This is a genomic window from Flavobacterium azooxidireducens, assembly GCF_023195775.1.
In the GTDB taxonomy this organism is placed as follows: Bacteria; Bacteroidota; Bacteroidia; order Flavobacteriales; family Flavobacteriaceae; genus Flavobacterium; species Flavobacterium azooxidireducens.
Map to the genome: position 1 here is coordinate 1,789,278 of NZ_CP096205.1, position 26,952 is coordinate 1,816,229.

19 protein-coding genes are annotated in these 26,952 nt (G+C 35.1%); 11 read left to right on the plus strand and 8 right to left on the minus strand.

Going from position 1 to position 26,952, the window contains the following annotated elements; translation table 11 throughout:
- Positions 1–46 precede the first annotated feature (46 nt).
- Complete coding sequence (locus tag M0M57_RS07905) at positions 47–2,155, plus strand: S41 family peptidase (RefSeq protein ID WP_248436637.1); 2,109 nt, start codon at positions 47–49, stop codon at positions 2,153–2,155.
- Between the two features lie 23 nt (positions 2,156–2,178).
- Here M0M57_RS07905 and M0M57_RS07910 read toward each other — a convergent pair whose 3' ends face one another.
- Genes M0M57_RS07910 through M0M57_RS07920 form a run of 3 tightly spaced genes read right to left on the minus strand, consistent with a single transcriptional unit; the run spans position 2,179 to position 3,608 of the window.
- On the minus strand, positions 2,179–2,790 hold the full coding sequence (locus M0M57_RS07910; RefSeq protein ID WP_248436638.1) for an FAD-dependent oxidoreductase: 612 nt from the start codon (positions 2,788–2,790) through the stop codon (positions 2,179–2,181).
- 2 nt (positions 2,791–2,792) lie between these two features.
- Positions 2,793–2,993, minus strand: a complete 201-nt coding sequence (locus M0M57_RS07915; protein WP_248436639.1) for a hypothetical protein — start codon at positions 2,991–2,993, stop codon at positions 2,793–2,795.
- A gap of 39 nt (positions 2,994–3,032) precedes the next feature.
- Complete coding sequence (locus M0M57_RS07920) at positions 3,033–3,608, minus strand: MarC family protein (protein ID WP_248436640.1); 576 nt, start codon at positions 3,606–3,608, stop codon at positions 3,033–3,035.
- Between the two features lie 136 nt (positions 3,609–3,744).
- Between M0M57_RS07920 and M0M57_RS07925 the strand changes: the two genes are divergently transcribed.
- The 8 genes from M0M57_RS07925 (at position 3,745) to M0M57_RS07960 (ending at position 13,503) form a co-directional block, all read left to right on the plus strand.
- On the plus strand, positions 3,745–4,317 hold the full coding sequence (locus tag M0M57_RS07925; RefSeq protein WP_248436641.1) for a DUF3109 family protein: 573 nt from the start codon (positions 3,745–3,747) through the stop codon (positions 4,315–4,317).
- Between the two features lie 257 nt (positions 4,318–4,574).
- A complete protein-coding gene (locus tag M0M57_RS07930; protein WP_248436642.1) occupies positions 4,575–5,552 on the plus strand; it encodes a ribonucleotide-diphosphate reductase subunit beta in 978 nt (325 codons plus the stop codon).
- 190 nt (positions 5,553–5,742) lie between these two features.
- A complete protein-coding gene (locus tag M0M57_RS07935; protein WP_248436643.1) occupies positions 5,743–8,178 on the plus strand; it encodes a ribonucleoside-diphosphate reductase subunit alpha in 2,436 nt (811 codons plus the stop codon).
- 431 nt (positions 8,179–8,609) lie between these two features.
- A complete protein-coding gene (locus tag M0M57_RS07940; protein ID WP_248436644.1) occupies positions 8,610–9,761 on the plus strand; it encodes an aminotransferase class I/II-fold pyridoxal phosphate-dependent enzyme in 1,152 nt (383 codons plus the stop codon).
- A 41-nt stretch (positions 9,762–9,802) separates the two neighbouring features.
- Positions 9,803–10,207, plus strand: a complete 405-nt coding sequence (locus M0M57_RS07945; protein ID WP_248436645.1) for a GxxExxY protein — start codon at positions 9,803–9,805, stop codon at positions 10,205–10,207.
- 159 nt (positions 10,208–10,366) lie between these two features.
- Positions 10,367–10,987, plus strand: a complete 621-nt coding sequence (gene bioD / locus M0M57_RS07950) for a dethiobiotin synthase (RefSeq protein WP_248436646.1) — start codon at positions 10,367–10,369, stop codon at positions 10,985–10,987.
- A gap of 50 nt (positions 10,988–11,037) precedes the next feature.
- On the plus strand, positions 11,038–12,294 hold the full coding sequence (gene bioA / locus M0M57_RS07955) for an adenosylmethionine--8-amino-7-oxononanoate transaminase (RefSeq protein WP_248436647.1): 1,257 nt from the start codon (positions 11,038–11,040) through the stop codon (positions 12,292–12,294).
- Positions 12,295–12,339: 45 nt separating this feature from the next.
- Complete coding sequence (locus tag M0M57_RS07960; RefSeq protein ID WP_248436648.1) at positions 12,340–13,503, plus strand: beta-ketoacyl synthase N-terminal-like domain-containing protein; 1,164 nt, start codon at positions 12,340–12,342, stop codon at positions 13,501–13,503.
- A 26-nt stretch (positions 13,504–13,529) separates the two neighbouring features.
- Here the strand turns inward: M0M57_RS07960 and M0M57_RS07965 are convergent, their stop codons facing one another.
- From M0M57_RS07965 to M0M57_RS07980, 5 genes are all read right to left on the minus strand, one after another.
- The gene (locus tag M0M57_RS07965) at positions 13,530–13,820 is read right to left on the minus strand and encodes a helix-turn-helix domain-containing protein (protein WP_248436649.1); all 291 of its coding nucleotides are present in this window, start codon (positions 13,818–13,820) and stop codon (positions 13,530–13,532) included.
- 2 nt (positions 13,821–13,822) lie between these two features.
- A complete protein-coding gene (locus M0M57_RS16760) occupies positions 13,823–13,927 on the minus strand; it encodes a type II toxin-antitoxin system RelE/ParE family toxin (protein WP_407647484.1) in 105 nt (34 codons plus the stop codon).
- Positions 13,928–13,963: 36 nt separating this feature from the next.
- The gene (locus M0M57_RS16730; RefSeq protein ID WP_326930622.1) at positions 13,964–14,164 is read right to left on the minus strand and encodes a hypothetical protein; all 201 of its coding nucleotides are present in this window, start codon (positions 14,162–14,164) and stop codon (positions 13,964–13,966) included.
- Between the two features lie 89 nt (positions 14,165–14,253).
- Complete coding sequence (locus tag M0M57_RS07975) at positions 14,254–17,526, minus strand: T9SS sorting signal type C domain-containing protein (RefSeq protein WP_248436650.1); 3,273 nt, start codon at positions 17,524–17,526, stop codon at positions 14,254–14,256.
- A gap of 429 nt (positions 17,527–17,955) precedes the next feature.
- On the minus strand, positions 17,956–18,435 hold the full coding sequence (locus tag M0M57_RS07980) for a regulatory protein RecX (protein ID WP_248436651.1): 480 nt from the start codon (positions 18,433–18,435) through the stop codon (positions 17,956–17,958).
- Between the two features lie 140 nt (positions 18,436–18,575).
- On the opposite strand from M0M57_RS07980, the gene M0M57_RS07985 reads away from it, so the two are divergent.
- Together M0M57_RS07985 and M0M57_RS07990 are read left to right on the plus strand one after the other, a co-directional pair.
- Positions 18,576–22,445 carry a choice-of-anchor D domain-containing protein gene (locus tag M0M57_RS07985; RefSeq protein ID WP_248436652.1) on the plus strand — a complete coding sequence of 1,290 codons (3,870 nt, stop codon included), beginning with the start codon at positions 18,576–18,578 and terminating at the stop codon, positions 22,443–22,445.
- Positions 22,446–22,857: 412 nt separating this feature from the next.
- Positions 22,858–26,913: a lamin tail domain-containing protein gene (locus M0M57_RS07990; protein WP_248436653.1), complete on the plus strand. Its 4,056-nt coding sequence runs from the start codon at positions 22,858–22,860 to the stop codon at positions 26,911–26,913.
- Positions 26,914–26,952 lie beyond the last annotated feature (39 nt).

Sequence of the window (26,952 nt, forward strand, 5' to 3'; positions counted from 1 at the left end):
GTATTTTCGAGTTTCTGATATTCTTAAACCATCTTAAGTGTAAAAAATGAAACGAATAGATTTAGTAGTATTTTTTTTTATCCTAAGTTATTCTTTATTTTCTCAAAATTCAGCATTCAACTTTGATTTTGAACAGAATACAATTGATCCTTGGAAATGCAATAATGAAAATCAAAAATATCATTTTGATTCTTCAATTAAGAAAAATGGAAATCAATCATTATTGCTTGAAAACACTGCTTTTGTTGGAATGCAAGGAATTTCTAACAGAATCAAAGGATCATTTATCGGCGATTCGATATCTTTTACTATTCAAATTAAGACAGAAAACGTTAATGAAGCCTATCCATTTATGGTTGTGGGAACAAAAGAAGTTCAGAAATTTTTTCAAATGGCTACTCCACTACAGGGAACAAATGATTGGACTAAAGTTGAAATTAAATTACCATACACTTCTGATTGTGATAATATAAATTTGGCGGTTAACTTTGACGGCGGAAAAATTTGGATAGATAATGTTGAGGTTAAAATTAATGGTCAAGATATCGAAAAACTAAATCCAGTTAGCTTGATTACTCAAGAAAGACAAACTTCAGAATTTAAATTAAAAAGTAGTTTGACCCAAAAGCAAATTGAAAATCTTTATGTTTTAGGTAAAATTTGGGGCTATTTAAAATACTATTGCCCAGAAATAACGAAGAACAGTGAAAATTGGGATAATGAACTTTTTGACAACCTTTCTATAATTTATTCAGAAAACTTTGAGTCGTCTCTTTTGAGTTGGCTGAGTAAATTTGAAATTATGGAAACTACAGATTATCAATTAAATAATTTAAAATTTGAGCAAGAAGGGAATTTAGATTGGATAAATAAAAAAGTAAAAAATAAGGATTTAAAAGATTTGCTTTTAAAATTTAGTAATGCAAAAAGAACAAATTTTCAATACACGATTGAAAAAACTCAATACAGTGGATTAAATTTTAAAAATGAACATCATTATTCTGATATGATGTACAATGATGATGGTATAAAACTTTTAAGCATATTCAGGTATTGGAATTTGGTTGAATATTGGTATCCTTACAAAAAATTAATATCTAAAAATTGGGATGATGTTTTGCTAAAATACATTCCGAAAATTTTAGAAACAAAGTCTCAACTCGATTATGCATTATGTTTAAATGAATTAATTGTTGAAACAGAAGATTCTCATTCAATTATTAAGGAAGACCCTGTACTTACCGGTTTTTTTGGTGAATATACTATTCCTGTTAAAGTAAAATTTATTGATAAAAAATTAGTTGTAACTGAAATAAATCATAATTCTACTTTCCGAAAAGGAGACATTATTCTTTCAATTGATAAAGAATCAATTATGTCTCTAGAAAAGAAATTATTTAAATATAGTATCGCATCGAATGAAATTACGACCAAACGAAATTTATCAAAAAAAATAATTAGAACATCAAATTTTGAGTCAAATGTCCAAATCTTAAGAAACGGAAAAAAGATAAATTTAAACTCAACCAATATTAATGCTTTTTCTTATAATCAGCCGTTGAAATATTCTTATGAAGTAAATGAAGAAATAGGATATTTAAACGCAGAAACAGCCGTTAAAAAAGATATTGACAGCTTGATGAATAAATGGAATAATAAGAAGGCAATTATTGTCGATTTAAGAAATTATCCCAAAGAAAATTTAACCTTTTTATTGTCTCCTTATTTGCATAATAAAGAGTTTGTTGGTTTTCAAATGACAGAAGCAAAGTTCGATTATCCGGGTTATTTTACAAAGAAGGAAGCATACTTTTTAAAGGAATTTAAATCCCCAAAATTCAACGGAAAACTTTTTGTGCTTGTTGACGAAAACACTCAGAGCAAAGCAGAATTTAATGCAATGGCTTTAAAAGTATATCCTAATACAATAATTATTGGTAGTCAAACAGCAGGAACAGATGGGGCAGCATCAATGTTCTATTTGCCCGGGAATTATTCTGCTTTTATGACAACTGAAGGAATCTACAATCCCGATTGGTCACAAAGTCAAAAAATTGGAATCAAACCAGATATAAAAGTGTCAAGTACGTTGAAGAGTATATCTGAAAATGAAGATTTACTTTTGAATAAAGCAATTGAAATGACAAAAAATTAATTTCAATTATAGTTAGCTACTATCTACTTCACCCTCGTGCTATCATGCACCTGAACATGCACGCCACCATTCCACAGCGTTAAAATATCAGTCGCAACAGCAGCTCCGCTTCCGGCAGCAATAGACAACTGACTTCGCCATCCGGCTAAAACGCCACAAACATAAATTCCGTCTTTCACCAAATGATCATGGTTTTTCAATTGAATGCGGTTTTTCTCAGGATTTGCTTTTTGATGTGGTATCACAAATTCTTCCAAACCTTCAATCGTGAAAGGATTTCCGGCTCCAATGCCAATCACAATTAATTTCGTTAGATAGGTATTTTTATTAGTGATAACCGAAAAATTCCCGATTTCACCTTCAATTTTCAATACTTTTTCGTTTGGAATTTGTTCAATATGCGGATAAACCGATGATAAATGAGCTAAACTTTCCGTTAATAATTCACCGCCTAATTTTCCGGCTTCAATACCATACGCATTATTAAACAACGCATCTTGAAGCGAAGAAGCTTTTTGGTGAGAAAGTAGAGCGATTTTTTTATCAGATGCAAATGGTTTAGAATGAGCAGAGCCAAGAATAAGAGCACAAGAAACTCCCGAAACGCCGCCGCCAATAATCAATGCATCCAACATATTTATTGATCTTTTAGTTTGTCTTCAATGGATTTTGACATTCTAAAAATAAGAAGGATAATAATCGCACAAAATGCAGCGACAATTCCGATTAAGGCAATCATGCTTTCCTGTTCAAAAAGATTATTAAAATCCAATTGAGTCACATTAAAGATGATTAATCCGAAAGCCAAGGCAATAATAATGTATGTGAAAATCTTCATTTATAATATAATAATGATACAAAGGTAGGTTTAATCAAACTATTCAAAAAGACCTTTAACATTAGCCGCAAATAATTTAACAGCAATGGCAAGTAGCACAACGCCAAACACTTTTCGAATCACACTTAGTCCGTTTTTGGTTAAAAAGCGTTCAATTCTGGCAGAAGATTTTAAAACACCATACACCAAAATAATATTCAAAATTATGGCGATGATGATATTAATTGTTTGAAATTCTGCTCTTATCGAAAGTATCGTTGTCATCGTTCCTGCTCCGGCAATCAACGGAAAAGCAATAGGAACAATCGAAGTGGAACCATGATCTTCATCACGGTATAATTTGATTCCTAAAATCATTTCCAAAGCCAAAAAGAAAAGCACAAATGCTCCGGCAACGGCAAAAGAGTTAATGTCAATACCAATTAATTTCAGGATTGTTTCTCCCACAAATAAAAAGGCAATCATAATGATGGCGGCTACAATCGATGCTTTTTCAGATTGAATATGACCCGCTTTTTGACGTAAATCAATAATAATTGGAATGCTTCCCACAATATCAATTACGGCAAAGAGTACCATTGTTGCTGTAAAAATTTCTCTTAAATCTAATTCCATGAACTTCAGTTTTCTGCGGCAAAAGTAGCCTTTTTAATCACTATCTTCGTGAAAATTGAGTTAATTATTTAACGCATTTCAACCGAAGAATCAAACATTCCTTTGTACCTTTGCATCATCATTCTGACAATAATTTATGTTTCAATTAGGTAAAACCATCGTTTCAGAAGAAATTCTGGAAAAAGAATTCGTTTGCAATCTAACCGCTTGTCATGGAGCCTGTTGCGTTGACGGCGATGCCGGTGCACCCTTAAGTGAAGAAGAAACTAAAATTTTAGAAGAAATTTATCCGAAAGTAAAACCTTTTCTTCGAAAAGAAGGAATTGAAGCCATCGAAAACCAAGGAACCTGGATTAAAGGCGAAGATGGAGAATTTGAAACACCGTTAATTGAAGGGAAAGATTGTGCCTACGTTATTTTTGACGGAAAAACCGCCTTATGCGGAATCGAACAAGCCTACAACCAAGGAATCGTTTCTTGGAAAAAACCGGTTTCGTGTCATTTGTATCCAATAAGAGTGAAAGACTTTTCCGATTTTGCGGCTGTGAATTATCACCGTTGGGATATTTGCAGTCCGGCTTGTTCTCTTGGAAAAGAATTAGAAGTTCCGGTGTACAAATTCGTCAAAGAAGCATTGGTTCGAAAATTTGGCGAAGAATGGTATCACGAACTCGAAAAAGTGGGCGAAGAATATCTAAAAGGGAAGTAAATTTTCCGCTAATTTTCCTTCCCAATAATTTCTTAAAATAGTAAAATTTCCCTCGCGACCGCTAATGAGTTGGTTTTTAAATTATTGATTAACAGGTTTTTAGTCATATAATTATAAAGTAGGAAAAAAACTAACCGTTGTTAAAAACTATACCCGATTGTGAATAAGTTTGACTTTCATTTACCAATTTGAATTGCAATCTTTGTAACTCTCAATTACCGAATAATAATCCTCAAAAATACTTAACATAGAAAAAGATGGCAGCAGTAGAACCAATTTTGCAAGAAAATAAAGACAGATTCGTGATTTTCCCCATTAAGCATCACGACATTTGGGAATGGTACAAAAAAATGGAAGCGAGTTTCTGGACCGCAGAAGAAATCGATTTACATCAAGATTTATCCGATTGGAATACAAAATTGAATGAAGATGAAAAGTTTTTCGTCAAACACATTTTAGCATTTTTCGCCGCTTCTGACGGAATTGTAAATGAAAATTTAGCCGAAAATTTCGTAAACGAAGTACAATATCCGGAAGCAAAATTTTTCTACGGTTTTCAAATTATGATGGAAAACATCCACAGCGAAACCTATTCATTGTTGATTGATACCTACGTGAAAGATGAAAAAGAAAAAGACCAATTATTTCACGCATTAGATGTATTTCCTGCCATTCAAAAGAAAGCAAATTGGGCGTTAAAATGGATTAGTTCTGATTCATTTGCCGAACGTTTAATCGCGTTCGCAGCTGTGGAAGGAATCTTCTTTTCAGGTGCTTTCTGTTCTATTTTCTGGTTGAAAAAACGCGGTTTAATGCCGGGATTGACTTTCTCAAACGAATTAATTTCGCGTGACGAGGGTGTTCACTGTGATTTCGCCGTTCATTTGCACAACCACCATTTGGTAAACAAAGTTCCAAAAGATAGAATCAAAGAAATCATTACAGATGCGTTAACCATCGAAAGAGAATTCATTACCGAATCTCTTCCTGTGAGTTTAATTGGGATGAATGCTACGTTAATGACACAATACTTAGAATTTGTAGCCGACCGATTATTAGTAGAGTTAGGCTGCGAAAGAGTTTATAATTCTTCTAACCCGTTTGACTTTATGGATATGATTTCGCTACAAGGAAAAACCAATTTCTTTGAAAAACGTGTAGCCGAATACCAAAAAGCAGGTGTGATGAATACGGATTCAGATTCACAGAAAATTAGTTTCGACGCCGATTTTTAGGGATTGCCGCTAAGAAAGTAAGACACAAAGTTTCTCTTAGCCAAAATAGTAAATATTATAGTTTCTTTGTCAAAGTTTCAAACTTTGACAAAGATTCAATATAAAAATACCGGGATTAGCTTCCCAAATTCAACTAACAAATAACCTAAAATAGAAAAGGGATTTTCTGTTTTAAAAAACATGTAACAGTATGTATGTAGTAAAAAGAGACGGTCACAAAGAACCGGTAATGTTTGACAAAATCACAGATAGAATTAAAAAACTATGCTATGGTTTAAATGATTTGGTCGATTCGGTAAAGGTCGCCATGCGAGTGATTGAAGGATTGTATGACGGTGTAACTACATCAGAATTAGATAATTTAGCGGCAGAAACCGCAGCCTCGATGACGATTGCTCATCCCGATTATGCACAATTAGCAGCACGTATTGCTGTTTCTAACTTACACAAAAACACCAAAAAATCGTTTTCAGAAACAATGTCTGATATGTACCACTACGTGAACCCACGTACAGGGCAAAAATCGCCGTTACTTTCTGATGAGGTGTATGAAGCAATCATGGCCAATGCAGAAACATTGGATTCTATGATTATTTACAACAGAGATTTTAATTATGATTATTTCGGTTTCAAAACATTAGAACGTTCTTATTTGCTAAAAATAAACGGAAAAATTGTTGAAAGACCACAACATATGTTGATGCGTGTTTCGGTTGGAATTCATTTGAATGACATCGAAGCAGTGAAAGAAACCTACGAATTAATGTCGAAAAAATTCTTCACGCACGCAACACCAACTTTATTTAATGCCGGAACACCAAAACCTCAAATGTCGTCGTGTTTCTTATTAACAATGAAAGACGATAGCATCGACGGAATTTATGATACATTAAAACAAACCGCTAAAATCTCGCAATCAGCAGGCGGAATCGGACTTTCTATTCACAATGTTCGTGCAACAGGATCTTACATTCGTGGAACAAACGGAACTTCTAACGGAATCGTTCCAATGCTTCGTGTTTTCAACGACACAGCTCGTTATGTTGACCAAGGTGGCGGAAAAAGAAAAGGAAGTTTTGCTATTTATTTAGAAACGTGGCATGCCGATATTTTCGAATTTTTAGATTTGAAAAAGAATACCGGAAAAGAAGAAATGCGTGCCAGAGATTTGTTCTTTGCGATGTGGACATCTGATTTGTTTATGAAACGTGTGCAAGACGATGCATCGTGGACCTTAATGTGTCCAAACGAATGTCCTGGTTTATGCGACGTTTACGGAGACGAATTTGAAACATTATATACTTCGTATGAAGCAGCCGGAAAAGGCAGAAAAACCGTTCGTGCTCGTGAACTTTGGGAAAAAATCCTAGAATCGCAAATCGAAACTGGAACACCGTATATGTTGTACAAAGATGCAGCAAACCGAAAATCAAACCAGAAAAATTTAGGAACCATTCGTTCGTCAAATTTATGTACGGAGATTTTGGAATACACAGCTCCTGATGAAGTAGCGGTGTGTAATTTAGCCTCTATTTCGCTACCCATGTTCATCGAAAACGGCAAATTTGATCATCAAAAATTATACGATGTAACCAAACGCGTGACTCGTAACCTAAACCGCGTAATCGACAGAAATTATTATCCGGTTCCAGAAGCAGAAAATTCAAATATGCGTCACCGTCCAATTGGACTGGGAGTGCAAGGTTTGGCCGATGCGTTCATCTTACTTCGTTTGCCTTTCACCAGCGACGAAGCAAAACAAATGAATCAAGATATTTTTGAAACGCTTTATTTTGCAGCCGTAACCGCATCCATGGAAATGGCAAAAGAAGAAGGACCATATTCAACTTTCAAAGGATCGCCAATTTCGCAAGGAGAGTTTCAATACAACCTTTGGGGATTAAAAGACAGCGATCTATCCGGTCGCTGGGATTGGGAAAGTTTACGAAAAGAAGTAGTAGAACACGGTGTGAGAAACTCATTGTTAGTTGCTCCAATGCCAACCGCTTCTACGTCGCAAATCTTAGGAAACAACGAAGCATTCGAACCGTACACATCAAATATTTACACAAGAAGAGTGCTTTCAGGCGAATTTATCGTCGTAAACAAACATTTATTAGAAGATTTAGTAAATCTAGGTTTGTGGAACGATACGTTGAAACAAGAAATCATGCGTCACAACGGTTCGGTGCAAAACATCGAAGTAATTCCGCAAGATATCAAAGATTTATACAAAACAGTTTGGGAAATGAGTATGAAAGACATCATCGATATGTCACGTCAACGCGGTTACTTCATTGACCAATCGCAATCGTTGAACTTGTTTATGGAAGGAGCAACCTACGCCAAATTAACCTCAATGCATTTTTACGCTTGGCAATCAGGTTTAAAAACCGGAATGTACTATTTGCGTACAAAATCAGCTGTAGATGCCATCAAGTTTACCTTAAACAACGACAAAAAAGCAGAACCGGTAGAAGTAATCGAGCAACCAATTGTGGCTAAAAAACTCGAATCAATTGCGGTACTAAACGAACCGGTCGAAATGACTCAAGAAGAATACCGAGCCATGATCGAAATGGCAAAAAATGCCGGTCCGGAAGATTGTGAAATGTGTGGATCGTAATTTAAAAATGAATAAAGAGAATAGAAAATCAGCTGTTTACTTCGGTAAATGGCTGTTTTTTTTTGAAGCTATTTCCCGCTTTCCATTCCAAGCTTGTTTGTCTTGTTGTTTTTTTCTAAGGCAAAAAAGTAGCTCCCAAGGTCGCTCTTTTTCGCCAAGAAAAAATACAACAATCCTGCACAAGGCTTTCCATTACAATCGGGGCTAGGAGTCAGTGCTCAGTTAGCAGTTTTCACGCAATCTTGTCATTCCGTAGGAATCTAAATTATCAATAACGAACCAAATTTTTTTAAATTTCTCCCATTTTTGTAATCTGTGTTCAAAACAACTTTCAAAATTTCTTCACAACAAATTCAATTTCCAATTACTACCTTTGAAAGTCAAATTAAAATTCGCATCAAAAGAAAAACAAAACTCATTTCTGTTACTCAATGAAATCCCTCCCAAAATCCCTTCATCAAAAACTCCTCCAAAGAGAACAAAACAATGCTCTCCGGCAGTTGGCTTTACCCAATAATTTAGTCGATTTTTCGTCTAACGATTATTTAGGATTTGCAAAAAGTGAAGCGATTTTTCAACAAACACATGACTTGTTAGTTTCCAGAAATTACAAAGTAAACGGAGCCACCGGTTCACGATTACTCACGGGAAATCATTCCATTTATACAGAAACAGAAGAATTCATTGCCCAATTCCATCAGGCAGAAGCAGCTTTAATTTTTAATTCCGGCTACGATGCCAATGTGGGTTTTTTTAGCTCCGTTCCGCAACGGAATGATATTATTTTATATGATGAACTCAGTCATGCCTCCATCCGCGATGGCATCCAAATGAGTTTAGCCAAATCGTTCAAATTCAAACACAACGATGTAGTTGATTTAGAAAATTTACTCACTAAGTTCCAAACCGCAACCCGCAACCCGCAACCTGCAACCATTTTCATCATCACCGAAAGCGTTTTTTCCATGGATGGCGATTCACCCGATTTAGAAAAATTGGTCGCTTTATCCGAAAAACACAACGCCTATTTAGTCATCGACGAAGCCCATGCCATAGGAGTTTTTGGGGAAAAAGGAGAAGGTTTAGTGCAACAGTTGAATTTGCAAAATAACGTTTTTGCCCGAATCATCACCTTCGGAAAAGCCTTAGGTTGCCACGGAGCGGCAGTTTTGGGGAGTGAACAACTTAAAACCTATTTAACCAATTTTGCCCGAAGTTTTATTTACACCACCGGATTATCGCCCCATTCGGTTGCGACTATTTTTGTGGCCTATCAGCAATTGGCTAAAAGTCAGCAAGAAAGAGAGAACCTTTTTCAAAACATCGACTATTTTAAGTCATGTCTTCCATCTTCCATCTTCCATCTTCCATCTTCCTCAACCATCCACTCCGTTGTAATTCCTGGAAACGAGCGAGTAAAAATCATTGCACAACAACTCCAACAAAATGGCTTTGATGTAAAACCTATTTTGTCACCAACCGTTCCTGAAGGCCAGGAAAGATTGCGGTTTTGTTTGCACTCTTATAATTCTCAAAAAGAAATTTTTACTGTTTTAGATTTGTTAAGTACATTTGTGTTTTAAGCCACGGATAAAACTGATTTTAACAGATATAAACAGATGATATGACAAATTTATTACACAAATCAATTACAGATGCAATTTTAAAAGCCTATTACAACGTATATAATGAATTAGGCTCCGGTTTTCTTGAGAAAGTATATCAAAATTCCATGTTTTTTGAATTAAAATCGTTTGGACTTAAAGTTGAAGCTCAAAAGCAAATTAAAGTCTATTTTAAAAACCAACTTGTTGGAGATTTTTATTCAGATTTATTAATAGAAGACAAAGTAATTGTTGAGTTAAAAGCCACTGAGTTTCTCATGGATATTCACACAGCACAAATAATAAATTACTTAAAAGCAACACCCATTGAAGTAGGTATGTTATTAAATTTTGGAGAAGAACCGGAATTTAAAAGAGTGATTTACACAAATAATAGAAAAACGAGCATTAAAAATCAGCAATAATCCGTTCAATCCGTATTATCCGTGGTTAAAAATAGAATGATATTATTTTAGTAGTCGTTGAAAAAAGGCGAGCTAAAAGCAGTATCATACTTATAATATTTTCAAAAATCCTTGCAAACTTTGCGTATTCTTTGCGAACTTTGCGGTTAAACAACTACCATGAAAATATTCATCACCGGAATTGGAACCGACGTAGGAAAAACAATTGCTTCCGCCATTATCACAGAAGCCCTTGAAGCGGATTATTGGAAACCCGTTCAAGCCGGAGAATTAGATTTTTCAGATAAAGATAAAGTGCAATCACTCATCAGTAATTCTAAAACTAAAATTCACGAAAATAGTTATGCTCTGCAAACGCCTGCTAGTCCACATTATGCCGCAGCTTTGGACGGAATTTCCATCAACATCAATTCTATCAAAGAACCCAAAACAAAAAATCATTTGGTGATTGAAGGAGCAGGAGGCATTTTTGTTCCATTAAATCAAACAGAAACGGTGATGGACTTAATTCAACCTGATTACAAAGTAATAATCGTTTCTCGTCATTATTTGGGAAGTATCAATCATAGTTTGTTAACGATTGAAGCATTAAAAAACAGAAATTTCAACATCGGTGGAATTATTTTTTCAGGAGATGAAAATGAAGCCACAGAATCTATTATTCTATCCAAAACCGGAGTAGCTTTTTTAGGAAGAATTGACAACGAACCCTATTTTGATCAAAATGTAATTTCCTATTATGCCGAAAAGTTCAAAGAAAATCTTCAACGCCTCGTCTAACAATCCAACAATCGAACAATCCAACAATCGAACAATCCAAAAATCCCCTCATGAACCTTTCGCAAAAAGACAAACTCTACAACTGGCATCCTTACACCCAACACCAAACCACCGGACTTTTGCCGGCGATTGTAAAAGGCGAAGGTGTTTATCTTTGGGATGAAAATGGCAAGGAATACATCGATGCCATTTCAAGTTGGTGGGTCAATCCGTTTGGGCATTCCAATCCGATTATAGCCAATGCGATTTATAAACAATTAACTACGTTAGAGCATGTTTTGTTTGGTGGTTTTACGAACAAACCCGCTGTAGAATTAGCAGAAAAATTGATTTCTATTTTACCATCCAACCAAAAAAAACTGTTTTATTCGGATAATGGTTCCACTGCAGTGGAAATTGCCATTAAAGCAGCGTTGCAATTTTTTTATAATAAAGGAGAAAAACGTACCAAAATTATTGCTTTTGAAAACGGATTTCACGGTGATACATTTGGAGCCATGGCGGCCAGTGGCATTAGTTTTTTTACGGAAGCTTTTCAAGGATCGATGTTGGAAGTGGTTCGGATTTCGATTCCAACATCAGAAAACAATAGTTTAACTTTATTGGAAAATTTACTTCAATCCAACGAATTTGCTGCGTTTATTTTTGAGCCGTTAGTGCAAGGTGCTGCCGGAATGGTGATGTATGAACCACAAGAATTAGACAAACTCATTTCGCTTTGCAAAAAAAATAATGTTTTCACAATCGCCGATGAAGTGATGACCGGATTTGGTAAAACAGGAAAAACCTTTGCCTGCGATTATTTATCTGAGCAACCCGATATGATGTGCTTATCAAAAGCCTTAACCGGAGGAACTATTCCAATGGCAGTGACAAGTTTTTCGCAAGAAGTTTTTGACGGATTTTTGTCGGAAAACGTGAACAAAGCATTATTTCACGGACACACTTTTACCGGAAATCCAACCGGATGTGCCGCGGCTTTGGCAGCGATTGAGTTACTTTTTTCGACGAAAATGCAGAAAAATATTGTTCGGATTGAAGAGCAACATTTGCAATTTAAAAAACGAATTGAGCTTCTTCCAAATGTTGAAAATATACGAGTTTTAGGAATTATTTTCGCTTTTGAAATCAAAAGAGAAATTTCCGAAAGCTATTATGGTGATTTCAGAAATAAATTATATGCTTTTTTTATCGAAAACGGCATCATTCTTCGTCCGGTGGGCAACACCATTTACATTCTTCCGCCGTATGTTACCACCAATGAACAATTGGAAATAATTTATAAAACCATTGAAAAAGCGTTGTAGATAGTGTAAATTTGTATTTTATAAATTTCATTCAAATTTCTTTTTTTGAACTCAAAAATTGCCATAACTTCTTTTGCTTCGGTTTCGCCTTTAGGAAATGATGCGGTTTCTGTTTGGGAAGCCTATCAATTGGAACAATCCTTTATCAAACCCACTCAAATTGGAACTTCTACTGTTTTTGCTTCTTCTTTATCGAAAGAAAATAAACAAAAAGTAGCCGCATTGCGATTATCCGAAACCAAATATAAATTTTTAGACGATTCTGTTTTGTTTGCCATTTTAGCTTCTCGACAAGCTGTTTCTTTGGCAGAATGGAATTCTGAGGATATTTTCGGAATAAACATTGGTTCTTCACGTGGAGCCACACAATTGTTTGAAAAGCATCATGCCGAATTTTTATCCACCGGAAAAGCTCAAACCTTAGCTTCGCCAACCACCACGTTAGGAAATATTTCGAGTTGGGTGGCTCAAGATTTGCAAAACAACGGACCGGAAATTTCACATTCTATTACATGTTCCACTGCTTTGCATGCGTTGCTTAACGGAATTGCTTGGCTTAAATCTGGCATGGCTGATAAATTTTTGGTCGGTGGAAGTGAAGCACCGCTTACACCATTTACGATTGCTCAAATGCAAGCGTTAAAAATTTATTCTTCCTCAGAAAGTTCAGATGCTTATCCTTGTAAAACCTTTGATTTTTCCAAAACAAAAAACAGCATGGTTTTAGGTGAAGCTGCAGCCACAATTTGTTTAGAAAGTGGTGAAAACGAAAAAGCAATTGCTTATGTTGAAGGTTTTGGCTATGCTACTGAAAATTTGAAACATTCGATTTCCATTTCTGCGGAAGCAACTTGTTTTCAAAAATCGATGAAAATGGCTTTGGGAAGAATGAATCCGGAAGAAATTGATGTGATTGTGACGCATTCTCCCGGAACAATTCAAGGCGATTTGAGCGAAATGAAAGCAATCGAAATTGTTTTTGGAAATAACATTCCATTACTCACCAACAACAAATGGAAAATTGGTCACACGTTTGGAGCTTCCGGTATGTTGAGTGTGGAAATGGCTTTGTTGATGCTACAGCACAATCAATTTATTCAAGTTCCTTTTTTGAAACAACAACAGCAAATTCGTCCGTTAAGAAAAATCATGGTGAATGCGGTTGGTTTTGGAGGAAATGCGGTTAGTATTGTTTTATGTAAGGCATAAAAAAATCCGATTTCAAAAAAGAAAGTTTATAATTCAATTTGAATTTTCACTTTTCCTCCAAATCCTTTTTCTACAATATCATATAACGTTTTGAGTGTTAGATTACCTCCGTTGTTTTCTATTCTTGAAATATATTCTCTTTTTTTGTCAATTAAATCGCCAAGTTCAGTTTGTGTTAATTGCTTTTCTTCTCGAGCTTTTTTTAAAAGTAAACCAATTTTAAAACCTTGGAATTCTCTTTCAAGTTCGTCTCGTCTTTCGGTTCCTTTTTCACCGTAGACATTATCTTTAATTTCTTTCCAACTTTTAGTTTCCATAATTATTTAGTTTTCTCTTGGTAATACTTAGTCATTAATTTTAACGCTTTCTCAATTTCATTTTTTGGTGTTTTTTGCGTTTTCTTTTGAAAGCCATTAAGTAATATTACTAGTTTCCCATTGTCAAAAAAGCAAAATACTCGCTAAATATTTGAACCTAACTGAATTCGAGCTTCATACAAACCATTTGTTCCTTCCATCGATTTTAAATAATTGGATGGAACTCTTTCTAACGTTTCAATTGCTTCAATTATTTTGAATATTTTGTCTTGAACTTTTTTTGGCTTCGATAGTAGAAAATCTTCAAAATGATTTTCGTAGGCGATGACTTCACGAACTTTCATTCTACAAAGGTAACTTAAAAGTTACTATTGAAACAAATTTTTTAGACTTTTTTATTGCTAACTAATTGAATACTATGTTTTCTAAATGATTAAAAAATCAATTTTCTTGTCACAATTTCATTATTCTCCAATTTTATTTTTACAATTAAAACTTGATTAGAAATGTTTAATTGATTTGAACTAAATGCATTTTGATTAATATCTTCGTAGAAAGCAACTTGTTTTCCGGTTATATCAAAAACTGAAATCGCTTCAATAGTATTAGAAGGTGATTTTACTTCAATTGTTTTGTTTGATTTGATTACTTGCAAGTTATTTTCAGTCAACGTTGGATTTTCAACACTTAATGTTTCGTTTGTAAATCGCAATTCAAAACGATTGTCAAAAGTACCCGGAGTGGCTTCAAAACTAAATGGAGCGGCTTTTAAATCATGATACAGTTCGGTAGTTTTATCAAATAAATACACATTTTGTTCACCAAAAAATCCGTCAACTTGTTCAATTGCAATCGACATTTGGCTTGAAATCGTACTGACATATCCAATCGGAATAATTTCTGTTTCTTCAAATGGCAACGCTCTTCCTTGAATGGATAATTTGTTTTCATCCAAAAGAGAATAAATGCTCACAAAATTTCCGCCGTTTTTGTGTTTTCCATCAAAGCCATAGTCTAATTCGTTGGTTGCTCCGTCTAAATAGCCTAATAACGTTTCATGATATGCTCCGTTTTCATTTGAGATATTCAACCACAAACGGTTTTTTTCCGTTGATTCAGAAGATGTTGATGGAGATGAATTTCTAAAAAATTGATTATTTTGTTCTACCAATCTCATGCTGTTGTTAAATTGTGCTTGATATGTTCCATTTGATAACTCGCTTTTCACATTAATAAAAAATGCTTGGCCCGATGCTACTTTTCCTGTTGGAGTAACCACGCCGGTAATGGCAGATTTTGAAGTTTTTACACCACCGGTTAAATTGTAGGAAGCATAATCATCGGCTGTATAATTGTAGACATGATTACCGGGAATGCTATTACTGATAGCTGTGTTGTGCGTCCAAAGATAAATTGTTCCTTCAAAAATGGATTTATTTATTGGGTCTAAAATAAATTTATCAATATCAATGGCCGAAGGATATGGATTTCCAATAAGATTATTAGTATTTGCTCCTTTTGTAACGTTAATGCTTACGTTGCTATTGTTTGGTGTTCCAACAAAATGACCTTCAAAAACACCGTTGTGAGCATTAGTTAAACTCCATCCTGTTGGAGCTTGAACAATATATCCTTTTCCGGATTGCATAATATGATTTCCTCCTGAATGTCCTGCCCAATTTCCTGTGGAAGGATTATAACTATAGAAACGAGAAGCATTTGTGTTTGGTGACAATTGGTTTAATTTCCAACCTTGAACAGGAGAAGACCAATAAGTGTAATCTGATGCCTTCATTGGTGTGGTTTTTCTGTACATTAAAATTTCACCAACACTTTCGCTTTCGTCTTCTACTTGAACCAAACTTCCGCTGTCTAAAATTGTTAAATCTCCATGAATGGTTACATTTGTTTCAATTTTAAAATAATTGTTTTCTGCAATAATTGCTTCTACATTTTCATTTATAAGTAATTCACAAGCAATTAGGTTTCCATGAATTTCGGTGTTATAATTGCCGTTCAAAATGGCTTTTACATTTTCATTAGGTGTTCCGTTGTTCCAAGACGAACCATTCCAAACCGTTGTTGTTCCACATTTTTGAGCCATGAATTCATCGGCACCTATATCGGGCGTTGTTGTACTTCTAATTTCTTCATCAATATCAATGGCAACATTACTCAAAAACGTTCCTTTATTGTCTAAATCAGGGTTTTCTTCTGTTAAATGTAAATCGGTTGCAGAAACAAAGTTTGGAATTAAATTCAAAGAATTAGAATCTTTTTGAGTCGCAGTTTTCCAATTGGCCAATGTGGTTCGGTTAGAACCTAAATAACCAATGTGTTGAGTAGAATAATAATTGTTGAAATCAATGTTTGTGTAAGCCGTTCGTGCAACACCTGAATATAACGCATAGCGTGTTCCGGTAGTTGAGGTATTTCCTAAAATGTTATTCACCACATTAAACTGGGAACCGGCATCAATTCGCAATGCAGCACTAATATTGTTTTGATTGCTATTCATCACAATCGTGTTGTGGTATAATTTTATATCTCTTCCTGATCGAACATAAATTCCGTTAGCATTGTTTGTTGTTGTTCCGTTGGAAGCAACATCGCTGATAAAATTATTGCTAATTTCTGTGTTGGTGTTGGTTGAAGTTGAAATATTTATGTCAATTCCACGAACAATTCCACCGCCACTATTTTTGATGTTTCTGATGATATTTCTTGTAATCGTTGCATTGTTTGTGCTGTTTCCTTGAATGTACATCGCTGCTCCAATCATATTATTAGATGGATGAGAATAGTTTAAAATTTGATTTCCTACAATAGTATAGTTCAATCCGTTTAGAATATTCATCCCATACATGTTCGAGCTTCCGCTATTGATGTGACGAATACCATCGATTATATTATTTTCAATTCTAAAATCACTAACATTGTTAATGTAAATTCCCATATCCGGTTTTTGATTGTCTACCGTTGATATCATTCTGTTTCTACTAATCAAAAGACGTGTAATTCGGTTGGAATTACTGTTACTATTCACATGAACTCCTTGACGAATATTCACAAATTCATTATTAATGATTTGCATATTGGTATTATTAGCTGATGCTACACTGTTTGATAAATCGGAGTCGCTTCCGTTTCCGCCGGAAAAAACACCACTTAACCAGCGGCCGTCTTGGTTGCGGTTGGAATGTCTTAAAACCGTGTTTTTCAACGTTATGTTTGTAGCTGCGTTTGTTCCATTACTGGCAATCCAAAAAACAGTTTGGCTTACATAGTTAACTGAATTGTTGTTTTGCAAAATTAAATTGCGAATATTTTGATCGTTAGAGTTGTTTCCGTTGATGATGATATTATCTCCACCATTAATTTTTAATACTGCAGCAACACCTGTATAGCTGTTGGGGTTGTTCACAGAAATCGTTACATTACGGTTGACTTCCGGTTCAATTGTTACGGTGTTGGTAGTGCTTGAACCTGCAAAGGAATTAATCACAAGTGTAGCGTTGTAACTTTCATTGTTCAACAATTTAAAAACAACCGGACCATTTACACCATTTGTATTTAAACGATTAATTGCGTTTTGTAAATTGTTAAAAGGAGCGGTTTGTGTGGTGCCAATTTGATACGTACCATTCAAAGCCTGAGCAAACGTAAAAAACGGTAAAAAGCAAACAAAAAATAAAATTTTTTTCATAGTAGATTTGGAAATTTTTTTAAAGGCAATTCTTTTTTGTACTAATTTTCGTTGTCAAAACTATTTCTTAATTTTTTTATATCAAAATAAAAAATCGATAAAGTGTATAATTTTAACGTCAAATAGCATTTATTAACTTTATTTGAAAGAAAAAACACATTAAAATTGTTTTTCTCTTTTTATATCTACGGCAAAAGTACTGCTGTGGTTTTCTGTTTTAAATTAAATCAGGCAAACTGATAGAGAAAACGATGAGTAACATCATTTAACAGTTTTGGTGTTGTACGTCGATGAGTTTAACAACTTTTAACAAAAGGTTGATTTTGCTGGGGTTGGGGAAGAGGGAAGATGGAAGATGGGAGATGGAAGAGGGAAGATGGGAGATGGAAGATGGAAGATGGAAGAGGGGAGATGGAAGTTTTAGAATTTTTAAGATAAACGTTCCAATTTTTTGGAAGCTTCATAAACCCAATCACTTTCCCAGCCTTTTCGAAGTAAGGTGTCGCAGAATTTTTTTCTTTTTTTGATTGTATTTCTTTCTGAAATTGAATCCCACGTTTTTTTGGCTAAATCAGTAAAAGTAGTCTCATATTCTTCTTCGGGAATTTCTTTTAAACCCATTCGAATCAAATAATCAGAGATGTTTCGTTGTTTCAATTCGTTTGAAATACGTTTTTTTCCCCACTTTTTTTGATGAAATTTACTAATCGAAAACAACTTAGCAAACCGTTCTTCGTTCAGAAAATTATGATGAATTAAATGCACAATCACTTCGTCATGTTGGTTTTGAGGAACCGTTAACGTGTATAATTTTTGAACCACTTCGGCATGGCAACGCTCCTGATAAGAGCAGTAGAATTCCATCTTTTGAACGATTTCTGAAAGTGAAGTGGTTGATTGTGAACTCAATGATGGAAATTTAGTGGTTTTTTGTTAATAATTTAGTAACGCAAAGGTATTGAAATTCTGCAATTTAGCTGTAAATTTGTACCCGCCAAAAATTCAACTATAAAAGCCAAAAAAACTATAAAAACTTATCATTTCCAAAAATGAAAACAAGAATACTTTTAGTAGCACTTTTTTTGAGTGCTTTTTCGTGGGGGCAATCGATTTTTGAAAATCCGATTACCGGAACAAATCCCAATACGGCAAATCCCTACACTACAGGTCAGGTTGTAGCTCCTAATTTAACTGTTTCAGGAATTGGAAGAGGAGCAGGAGCACTCGGAGCAGGTGCTAATAATAGATACAATGCCAGCAGTTGGAATACCGCCGCAATTGATTTAACAGCTTATTTTGAATTTACACTCACTCCAGCTTCAGGATATCAAATAGACTTTGTGAGTTTTGTTTATACAGGACAACTTTCAGGAGGACCAGCTAATTTTGCTTTTCGGTCAAGTCTAGATGGCTATGCATCAAATATTGGAACACCAAACGCAGCAGGAACAACAATTTCTCTTGCTGTAGCAACTTATCAGGGAATTACCTCTGCCGTAACTTTTCGATTTTATGTTTGGGGTACTGATGTTCCTACAAGAACTTTTAGTATTAATGATTTTATATTTAATGGTTATGTTTATTCAACAGCACCAGCGGCACCAATAATCACAAGTGAATTAAATGTCTCAGGTTTTGTTGGAGATCCGTTTAGTTATACCATAACTGCAATAAATAGTCCTACAACTTTTAATGCAACTAGCTTGCCTCCGGGATTTTCAATAAACGCAACAACGGGTGTAATTACCGGAACACCAGGGGCAACTGGAACTTTTTACATTTCAATATTTGCAATAAATGCAAGCGGTTCAGATGAACAAACACTGACATTAACAGTAAGTAATCCAGGGCCCGAAATTAATGTTAGAGGAGCAACAGGAGCTACTAATAATATTGTTAACGGGAGTACAATTCCAAATGCATTTAATAACACATTATATGCTGCTCAGAATATTGGAAACAATCAACTCAAAGATTTTAGAATACAAAATATAGGGATTTCAAATCTTAATTTAACAGGGGTTCCTCGTGTGCAGTTATCTGGCCACACCGCTGATTTTACAGTTACAACTCAGCCTTCTTTGACTGTTTTGCCAGGCGGTTTTTCAGATTTTGTAATCCGCTTTGCTCCAACTACAGGAGGAGTTAGAACAGCTGTTGTTTCTATAATAAATAATGATTCAGATGAAAATCCATATACATTTACAATTCAAGGAACAGGAATCGCTCCTGATATTAATGTGATAGGGAATGGGTTAGATGTTATAAATGGAAGCACAACAACTTCCTTGACAAATCACACCAATTTTGGAAATGTTAATGAAGCCGGTGCAGCTAGTAAAGACCGTAATTTTTATATTGCTAATTATGGGGGAGCTAATTTAACTCTTTCAGCCGCAACAATTAGCGGGCCAAACGCCGCTGATTTTACAATTTTTGCGTCGCCAGTTACTCCTGTTGTTGCAAATAGTGTTTCAATTTTAACGATTCGTTTTAACCCATCTGCTTTAGGGTTAAGACAAGCCACAGTATCAATCCCTAATAACGTTTCAGGAAAAAACCCTTATGTTTTTGCGATATCAGGAGTTGGAATTAATTTTGATGAATGTGTACTTACTACACCAAGTGTAATTTTTGCCCAAAACTTTGATACCGTTAATACATTGGGATATACTCCTTCAACTTTTTCAACAGGAACAACTCCAGTTGTTGCTGGCGGACAAGCTTTTGGTAGTAGTAGATCTGTACCTTCAAACAAATTTATTGGAACACGTAGTTTGCAGGTAAACGGTGCATTTGCTGCTTCTTATGGTGATAATGATGGTTATTCTACAGTATTATTTAACACAATTGATGTTACATCCTATGCCGAAGTTGAATTACGTTTTAATGTTGGAGCTTATTCAACAAGTACAACACAAGGTTTAGATTTTGGAAGTGATCAAATACGAGTTTTTGTAAGCTCAGATGGTGGTGTAACTTGGTCTAACGAACTCATTATTAAAGGTGATGATAATTCTATTTGGGATATAAACACAGCTACTCCGGCTAATTATGAGACAAATTTCAGAGGGGTTAATATTCCTTTGCAGACAGTTCCCACTACAACAAATTCAGTTAATTTAGGAAATAAGTATTATAGACTTACAACGATGCCTATATCCAATCAACTTAGAATAAAGTTTGAATTTTATGTTGATCGTTCAGATGAAATATGGGTACTAGATAATGTTGAAATTAGAGGAAGAACACCATTTACAAGTGTTTGGGAAAGCGATAACTGGACTGGAGGAGCACCAGATCAGTATCGAAAAGCTATTTTTAGAGATGATTACAACACAGGAACAAACGGTAATGTTGTAGCATGTGAGTGTGAGATAGATGCTACTCATGCCGTAACTATCAATGCTAATAATCACATTCAATCCGCCGGAAGAATTATTAACAACGGAACATTAAACATTCAAAACAACGGAAGTTTAATCCAATTAGATGATTATGCCGTGAATAGTGGAAACATCGGATTAACCAGAACAGCCAATATCCGCCGTTTAGATTATGTATATTGGTCGTCTCCGGTAGCTTCTTTTCCGGTGTTGAACATTTCTACCGGAACGCCGGCATCTAATGTGTTTAAATGGTTGCCAACGATTGGAGGTAACTTTGGAAACTGGACAGCCGCCAACGAAGATATGGAAGAAGGAAAAGGTTATATTGTTCGTGGTCCTTCCTCTTTTACTACAACTATTCAGCCTTTTAACACCATATTTACAGGAGAGTCGCATAACGGAATTATTACTCCTGAAATTCAACGTGGTTCTTACACAGGAGCAGGTTATCCAAGTCCAACAAATCCTTTAATAACTGTAACAGCCAATGATGACAATTTCAATTTAGTAGGTAATCCCTATCCTTCTGCTATTAGAGCCTTAGATTTTTTAAATGAAAACACAAACATTGAAGGTTCTGTTCGAATTTGGACACATGGTGTATTGCCCGACATTCCTTTTAATGATCCTTTTTATAACAATTTTGTTTATAATTATGATCCAAATGATTACATTGTTTACAACGCAGTTGGACCATCAACCGGACCGTCTTTTAATGGTTTTATCGCTTCAGGTCAAGGATTTTTTGTCTTGATGAATGATGGAGCTGCGGCTACAGAAACCGTTACCTTTAAAAACTCAATGAGAAACATTGCCCATGCAAACAATCAGTTTTTTAGAAGTTCGAGTGAGTTGAATGGTGAAAGTGATTTTAAAATTTGGTTGGATTTTATCCCTCAAAATGGTTCTCCTTCAAGAACTTTGTTGGGTTATGTTGATGGAGCCACAAATGAAAAAGACAGACTATTTGATGCCTCGACTAAAGTGGATGGTTCTTCAAAAATGTATTCGTTAATTGATAATAAACCATTTATTATCCAAGGAAGACCATTGCCTTTTGATGAAAACGATGTTGTGCCTTTGGGTTACAACACAACAACTGCCGGAACATTTACAGTTGCTATTGCAGAGGTGATAGGCTTAGAAAATAGAAAAGTGTATTTGAAAGACAAAATGTTAAATAGTATTCACGATCTAACATCCAGTCCTTATGTTTTTGATTCAAATGCCGGTGAAGTTAATAATCGTTTTGAATTACGTTACACTAATGAAACATTGTCAAATCCAAACTTTAACGAAGTTGCTTCCAGTGTCATAGCATTTGGTTCAAACGGACAGCTTCGTATAAAATCTTCGTTAGAAAAAATCAATAGCGTTTTGGTTTATGATGTTTTAGGAAGAGTAGTGTTTTCTCAAAAAGAACAGGGTACAAACGAATTTGTAGCAAACACAAACTTTTCAAAGCAAACGGTTATTGTGCAAATCGAGTTAGAAAATGGTCAAGTTGTTACTAAGAAGTTGATTTTATAAACTTTTTAAAAATAAAATTTTAGAAATCCCTTCCATTTTTTGGTTGGGATTTTTTGTTTCGTATAACAATCTTTTTGAAATAGAAAAGAATATAAAAAATAGCTTTCTTGCAGTCGGAAATCAACAAATTGAATTTGAAATCAACCCCAGCATCAATTCAAAAAATTTAAGGGTATGATGTTTGTAAGAGCGTTGTTCTAACAAACGTTACACCAATTAAATCGATTATAAAAAAATAATTTATTAAAATTAAACCTAGGTTTTTCGAAAAACCGAAAATTATCAGGCTTTTTATTTGCCGTTTATCGATGTTCTTTGCCGATTGCCGAACTTAACGAATTGGTAACCTAATTTTATGGTTTTCTAGAGCTTTCTAAGTAATTTTGTTATGTCAAAAATTAAAACTATTTACATGATGAAAACAAAAATTACTTTTAAACCCTTTTTCTTGCTGTTACTTTTCGTGGTAACTATGGGTTGGGGTCAGACTTTTGAACAGATTACGAGTCTTGAGTCATTAACAAGTGGTGAGTATCTCATAGTGGGCGATGGCTCGGCTAGTGATGGAATTATGCTTAACACAACTAGTAGTGGACCAATTATTAACTTCACTGCTGTAACCAATCCGGGAAGTACAATTACTACGGGTTTTACAAACAATAATGTATTTGCCATTTCTGTAGAGTCAAATCAAATTACAATTTACAACCCATCTGTTGGATATGTGTCATGGGGTAATGCGGGAACAGGGACTGCAAATCATGCAGGTTTTTTTAATAATACACCGACAAATAACGAAAAATGGACGTTTAGTGTTGCATCAGGATTGTGGACATTAAGCAATGTTGCTACGCCGGCTAGACAATTGCAATGGAATAATTCAAATCCACGATTTGCTTGTTACACGTCAGCTCAAGTAAAATTAAAATTATATAAAAAACAAGTTGTTGTTTCAGAACCAACCCTTTCTGTTGCTCCAATTACTGTTTCAGATTTAACGTATGTTGTTGGTGAAGGTCCTTCAGAGGCAGAATCATTTGTAGTAAGCGGAACTAATTTAGATGGTTCAGAAGATGTAACCCTTTTAGCAGATATAGGTTTTGAAATTTCTACCAACAATTCAACTTTTAGTGATGAGGTAGTTTTATCCGGATATAACGGAGCTAACACAACTATTTATGTTCGATTAGCTGCTGGTTTGAGTGTGAATAGTTATAATGGAATTGTATATGTGTCAGGTTATGATTTAGATGAAGAGGTTTCAGTTTCAGGAATAGTTACAGAACCAGCCGGACCATTAAACCACTTAGTTATTAGTCAAGTTTATGGTGGTGGTGGAAATTCAGGAGCTCCCTATAAAAATGATTTTGTGGAGATTTATAATCCTACTGCTTCTGCAGTAAGTCTAAACGGATGGTCTATTCAGTATGCTTCTAGTACTGGTATAGCATGGACAAACAATGTAGATTTACCAAACAAAAGTGTTCAACCGGGAGGTTATTTTTTAGTTCAATTAGCAGGAGGTGCAACGGGTAGTGATTTGCCAACCGCTGATCATATCGGTACGATAAACATGAGTGGAACTAATGGAAAAGTTGCTTTAGTAAATAGCACAACTCCTTTAACCGGAACTTGTCCGGCTGATGCAAGTATTATTGATTTTGTAGGATTTGGAAGTGCAAATTGCTTTGAAGGATCTGCTGCAACCGGAGTACTTTCTAACTCTACTGCTGCACTTAGAAATAATAATGGATGTGATGATACAGATGTCAATTCTGCAGATTTTACTGTTGGTACTCCAACTCCTAGAAATTCAGCTTCGGCTTCATTTTTCTGTGATTTTGTAACATCACCAATTCTTACAGCAACACCAACGTCTGTTTCGGGATTAACTTATGTTGTTGGCTCTGGCCCATCAAACTCAGGTACTTTTGAATTAAATGGATTGAATCTGGACGGAAGTCAAGAAGTTGTAGTATTACCGGGAGATAATTTTGAAATATCACTAAACAACTCAACATGGTTTGATTTTGCAGAAGGTGGAATTACATTATCAAATTACGATGGAAGTGCCACAACTGTTTATGTACGTTTAGTTAGCGAATTGCCTGTCGGAAATTATACTGATATAATTTATGTAGAAGGTTATGATTTTGATTTAGAAATCAATGTTGCCGGTGAAGTTCAGTCGCTTCCGGATCCTGAATTAATTGTTTCTCAAGAATCATTAGATTTTGGTAATGTTATTGTAGAAGAAAATTCAGCAAGTCAAACTTTCACTCTTTCAGGTTCTTTTTTAACTTCGAATGTTCTACTAGTAGCACCAGACGATTTTGTATTGAGTACGAATGATGTTGATTTTTCTTCCTTTTTAAATTTAGGGCAAACAGGAGGAAGTATTAACGGTCAACCAATAACAGTTTACGTTCGTTTTCAACCTTCTTTTTCAGGAGCTACCGGTGGTGATATCGAAATATCTTCAAACGGAGCAACAACTCAAATTGTTTCTGTAAGCGGAACAGGTGTTAATCCAATTATTGATGCTCCTGTTGCTACAGCAGCTACTACTGTTAGTTATAGAGCTTTTACAGCTAATTGGGAAGAAGTAGAAGGTGCAACAAGTTATCAAGTTGATGTTTACACAGAGGTTTCTTCTTTAAGTCCGGAATTAGTGATTAACGGAGGTTATGAAAACGGAGATACAAGTGGTTATTCTTCGGCCACTGGTTCAGGTAATTATTTTGTAACTACAACAAATCCTCATTCAGGTAATTATGCTGTTGCAAGAACTGGTACAGATACATCAATAATTCAACAAGACGTAACTGTAGAAGTTGGAAAAACATACGTGTTTTCATTTTGGTATAACAATTATTCAGCTTCAGGTACAAACGGTTTAAAAAACTTTTCTATCCAAGGAACTTCCGGAACTAACTATATTGAAGGCGGAACGCCTGCAAAGCTTCCGGCTGCCAGTACTTGGACAAAATATGAAAGGACTTTTACAGCAACACAATCTACAATTAGAATCAGTTTGCGATCATACGAAGCTGTGACAATTGATGATATTAGTATTCGTTCTACCGATACGATACTTGAAAATGTGCCTGTATTTGGTTCGCCATTTACGGTTGCTGCTCCTGAAACTTCTTTAAATGTTTCGGGATTATCAACTTTAACAACATATTCTTATGTGGTTCGTGCGGTTGATGCAGTTTCTACTTCTGAAAATTCAAATGAAATTTCTGTAACAACTTTGGCACCAGTTCTAACCCAAATTCGTCCTTATTTCTGTGGAACCACATTGCAATTTGTTAATTCTTCTATCTTGGCAGATACACCAACAGGATTGCCTGTAGGAGCAACTGTAACCGGTTACCGTTATGAGATAACCAATTTATCTACAACGGCAGTTAGAGAAGTAGAAAAAACAATTGCGATGATTCGTATCAATGAAACAGATATGGCAGGTTTCAATACTGCTTATTCCATCCGTGCAATGGTTAGAATTAATAACGAATGGCAAGACTATGGAACAGCTTGTACTATACTTACTCCGGCAATTCCAACTACCGCAGTGAGTACAGTTTGTGGTCAAGTTTTACCATCATTACAATCTACTATCTATGCTACTACAGTAGTTTCGTCCACAGGATATGAATTTGAAGTAAGTCGTATGGAAGGCGGAGTAGCTGTTGAAACAACTACAATCGAACGCTCGGTAAACAATTTCAAATTAACCTTGTTAAGCGGAATTCAGTATGTTTATGCTTCGGAATATCAAGTTCGTGTTCGAGTAAAAGCAAATGTAAATGGAATAGAGGGTTGGTCTAATTACGGAGCAGTATGCTCTGTATATACACCAGAGGCCCCAGAGGCAGCAATAGATGGTTGTGGAGGAGAGCAAGGTATTGCACCAGCCGCACTAAACACACCAATTTATGCTACACCATTAACGGGAGCAACACAATATCGTTTCACGTTAAGTGATGGTGTTAGCTATAACCAAGTATACACTACATCAGCACGATTCTTTAGGTTGAGTACCTTTAATGCATTGCAGACTTTAACGCCGGGTGGTCAATATTCAGTGACAGTAGAAGCTGAGATTTACGGTTATTTCTATGCCGGAAAAGATTGTAATATTTTAGTGCCAGGTGGAGCAGCAATACGATCAAATCCTATTGTTAAAGCAGAAGAAACAATCAAAGACATGTCAACAGAATTCAAAGCAGTGGCTTATCCAAACCCATTTGCAAACAGTTTTGCTGTTGATGTAAGAACTTCCAGCACTGAAAAAGTGAGCTTGACTGTGTATGACATGGCAGGACGACTTTTAGAAGTAAACGAAGTAAATGCAAGCGAAGTTGCTAACTATCAATTTGGAGATCGTTATCCATCGGGAGTTTACAATATGATTGTAACACAAGGTGAAGAAACGAGAACTGTGAGAGTGGTGAAACAGTAAGCACATCTTAATAGTTTAATGAAAACTCCTCATTTTTTG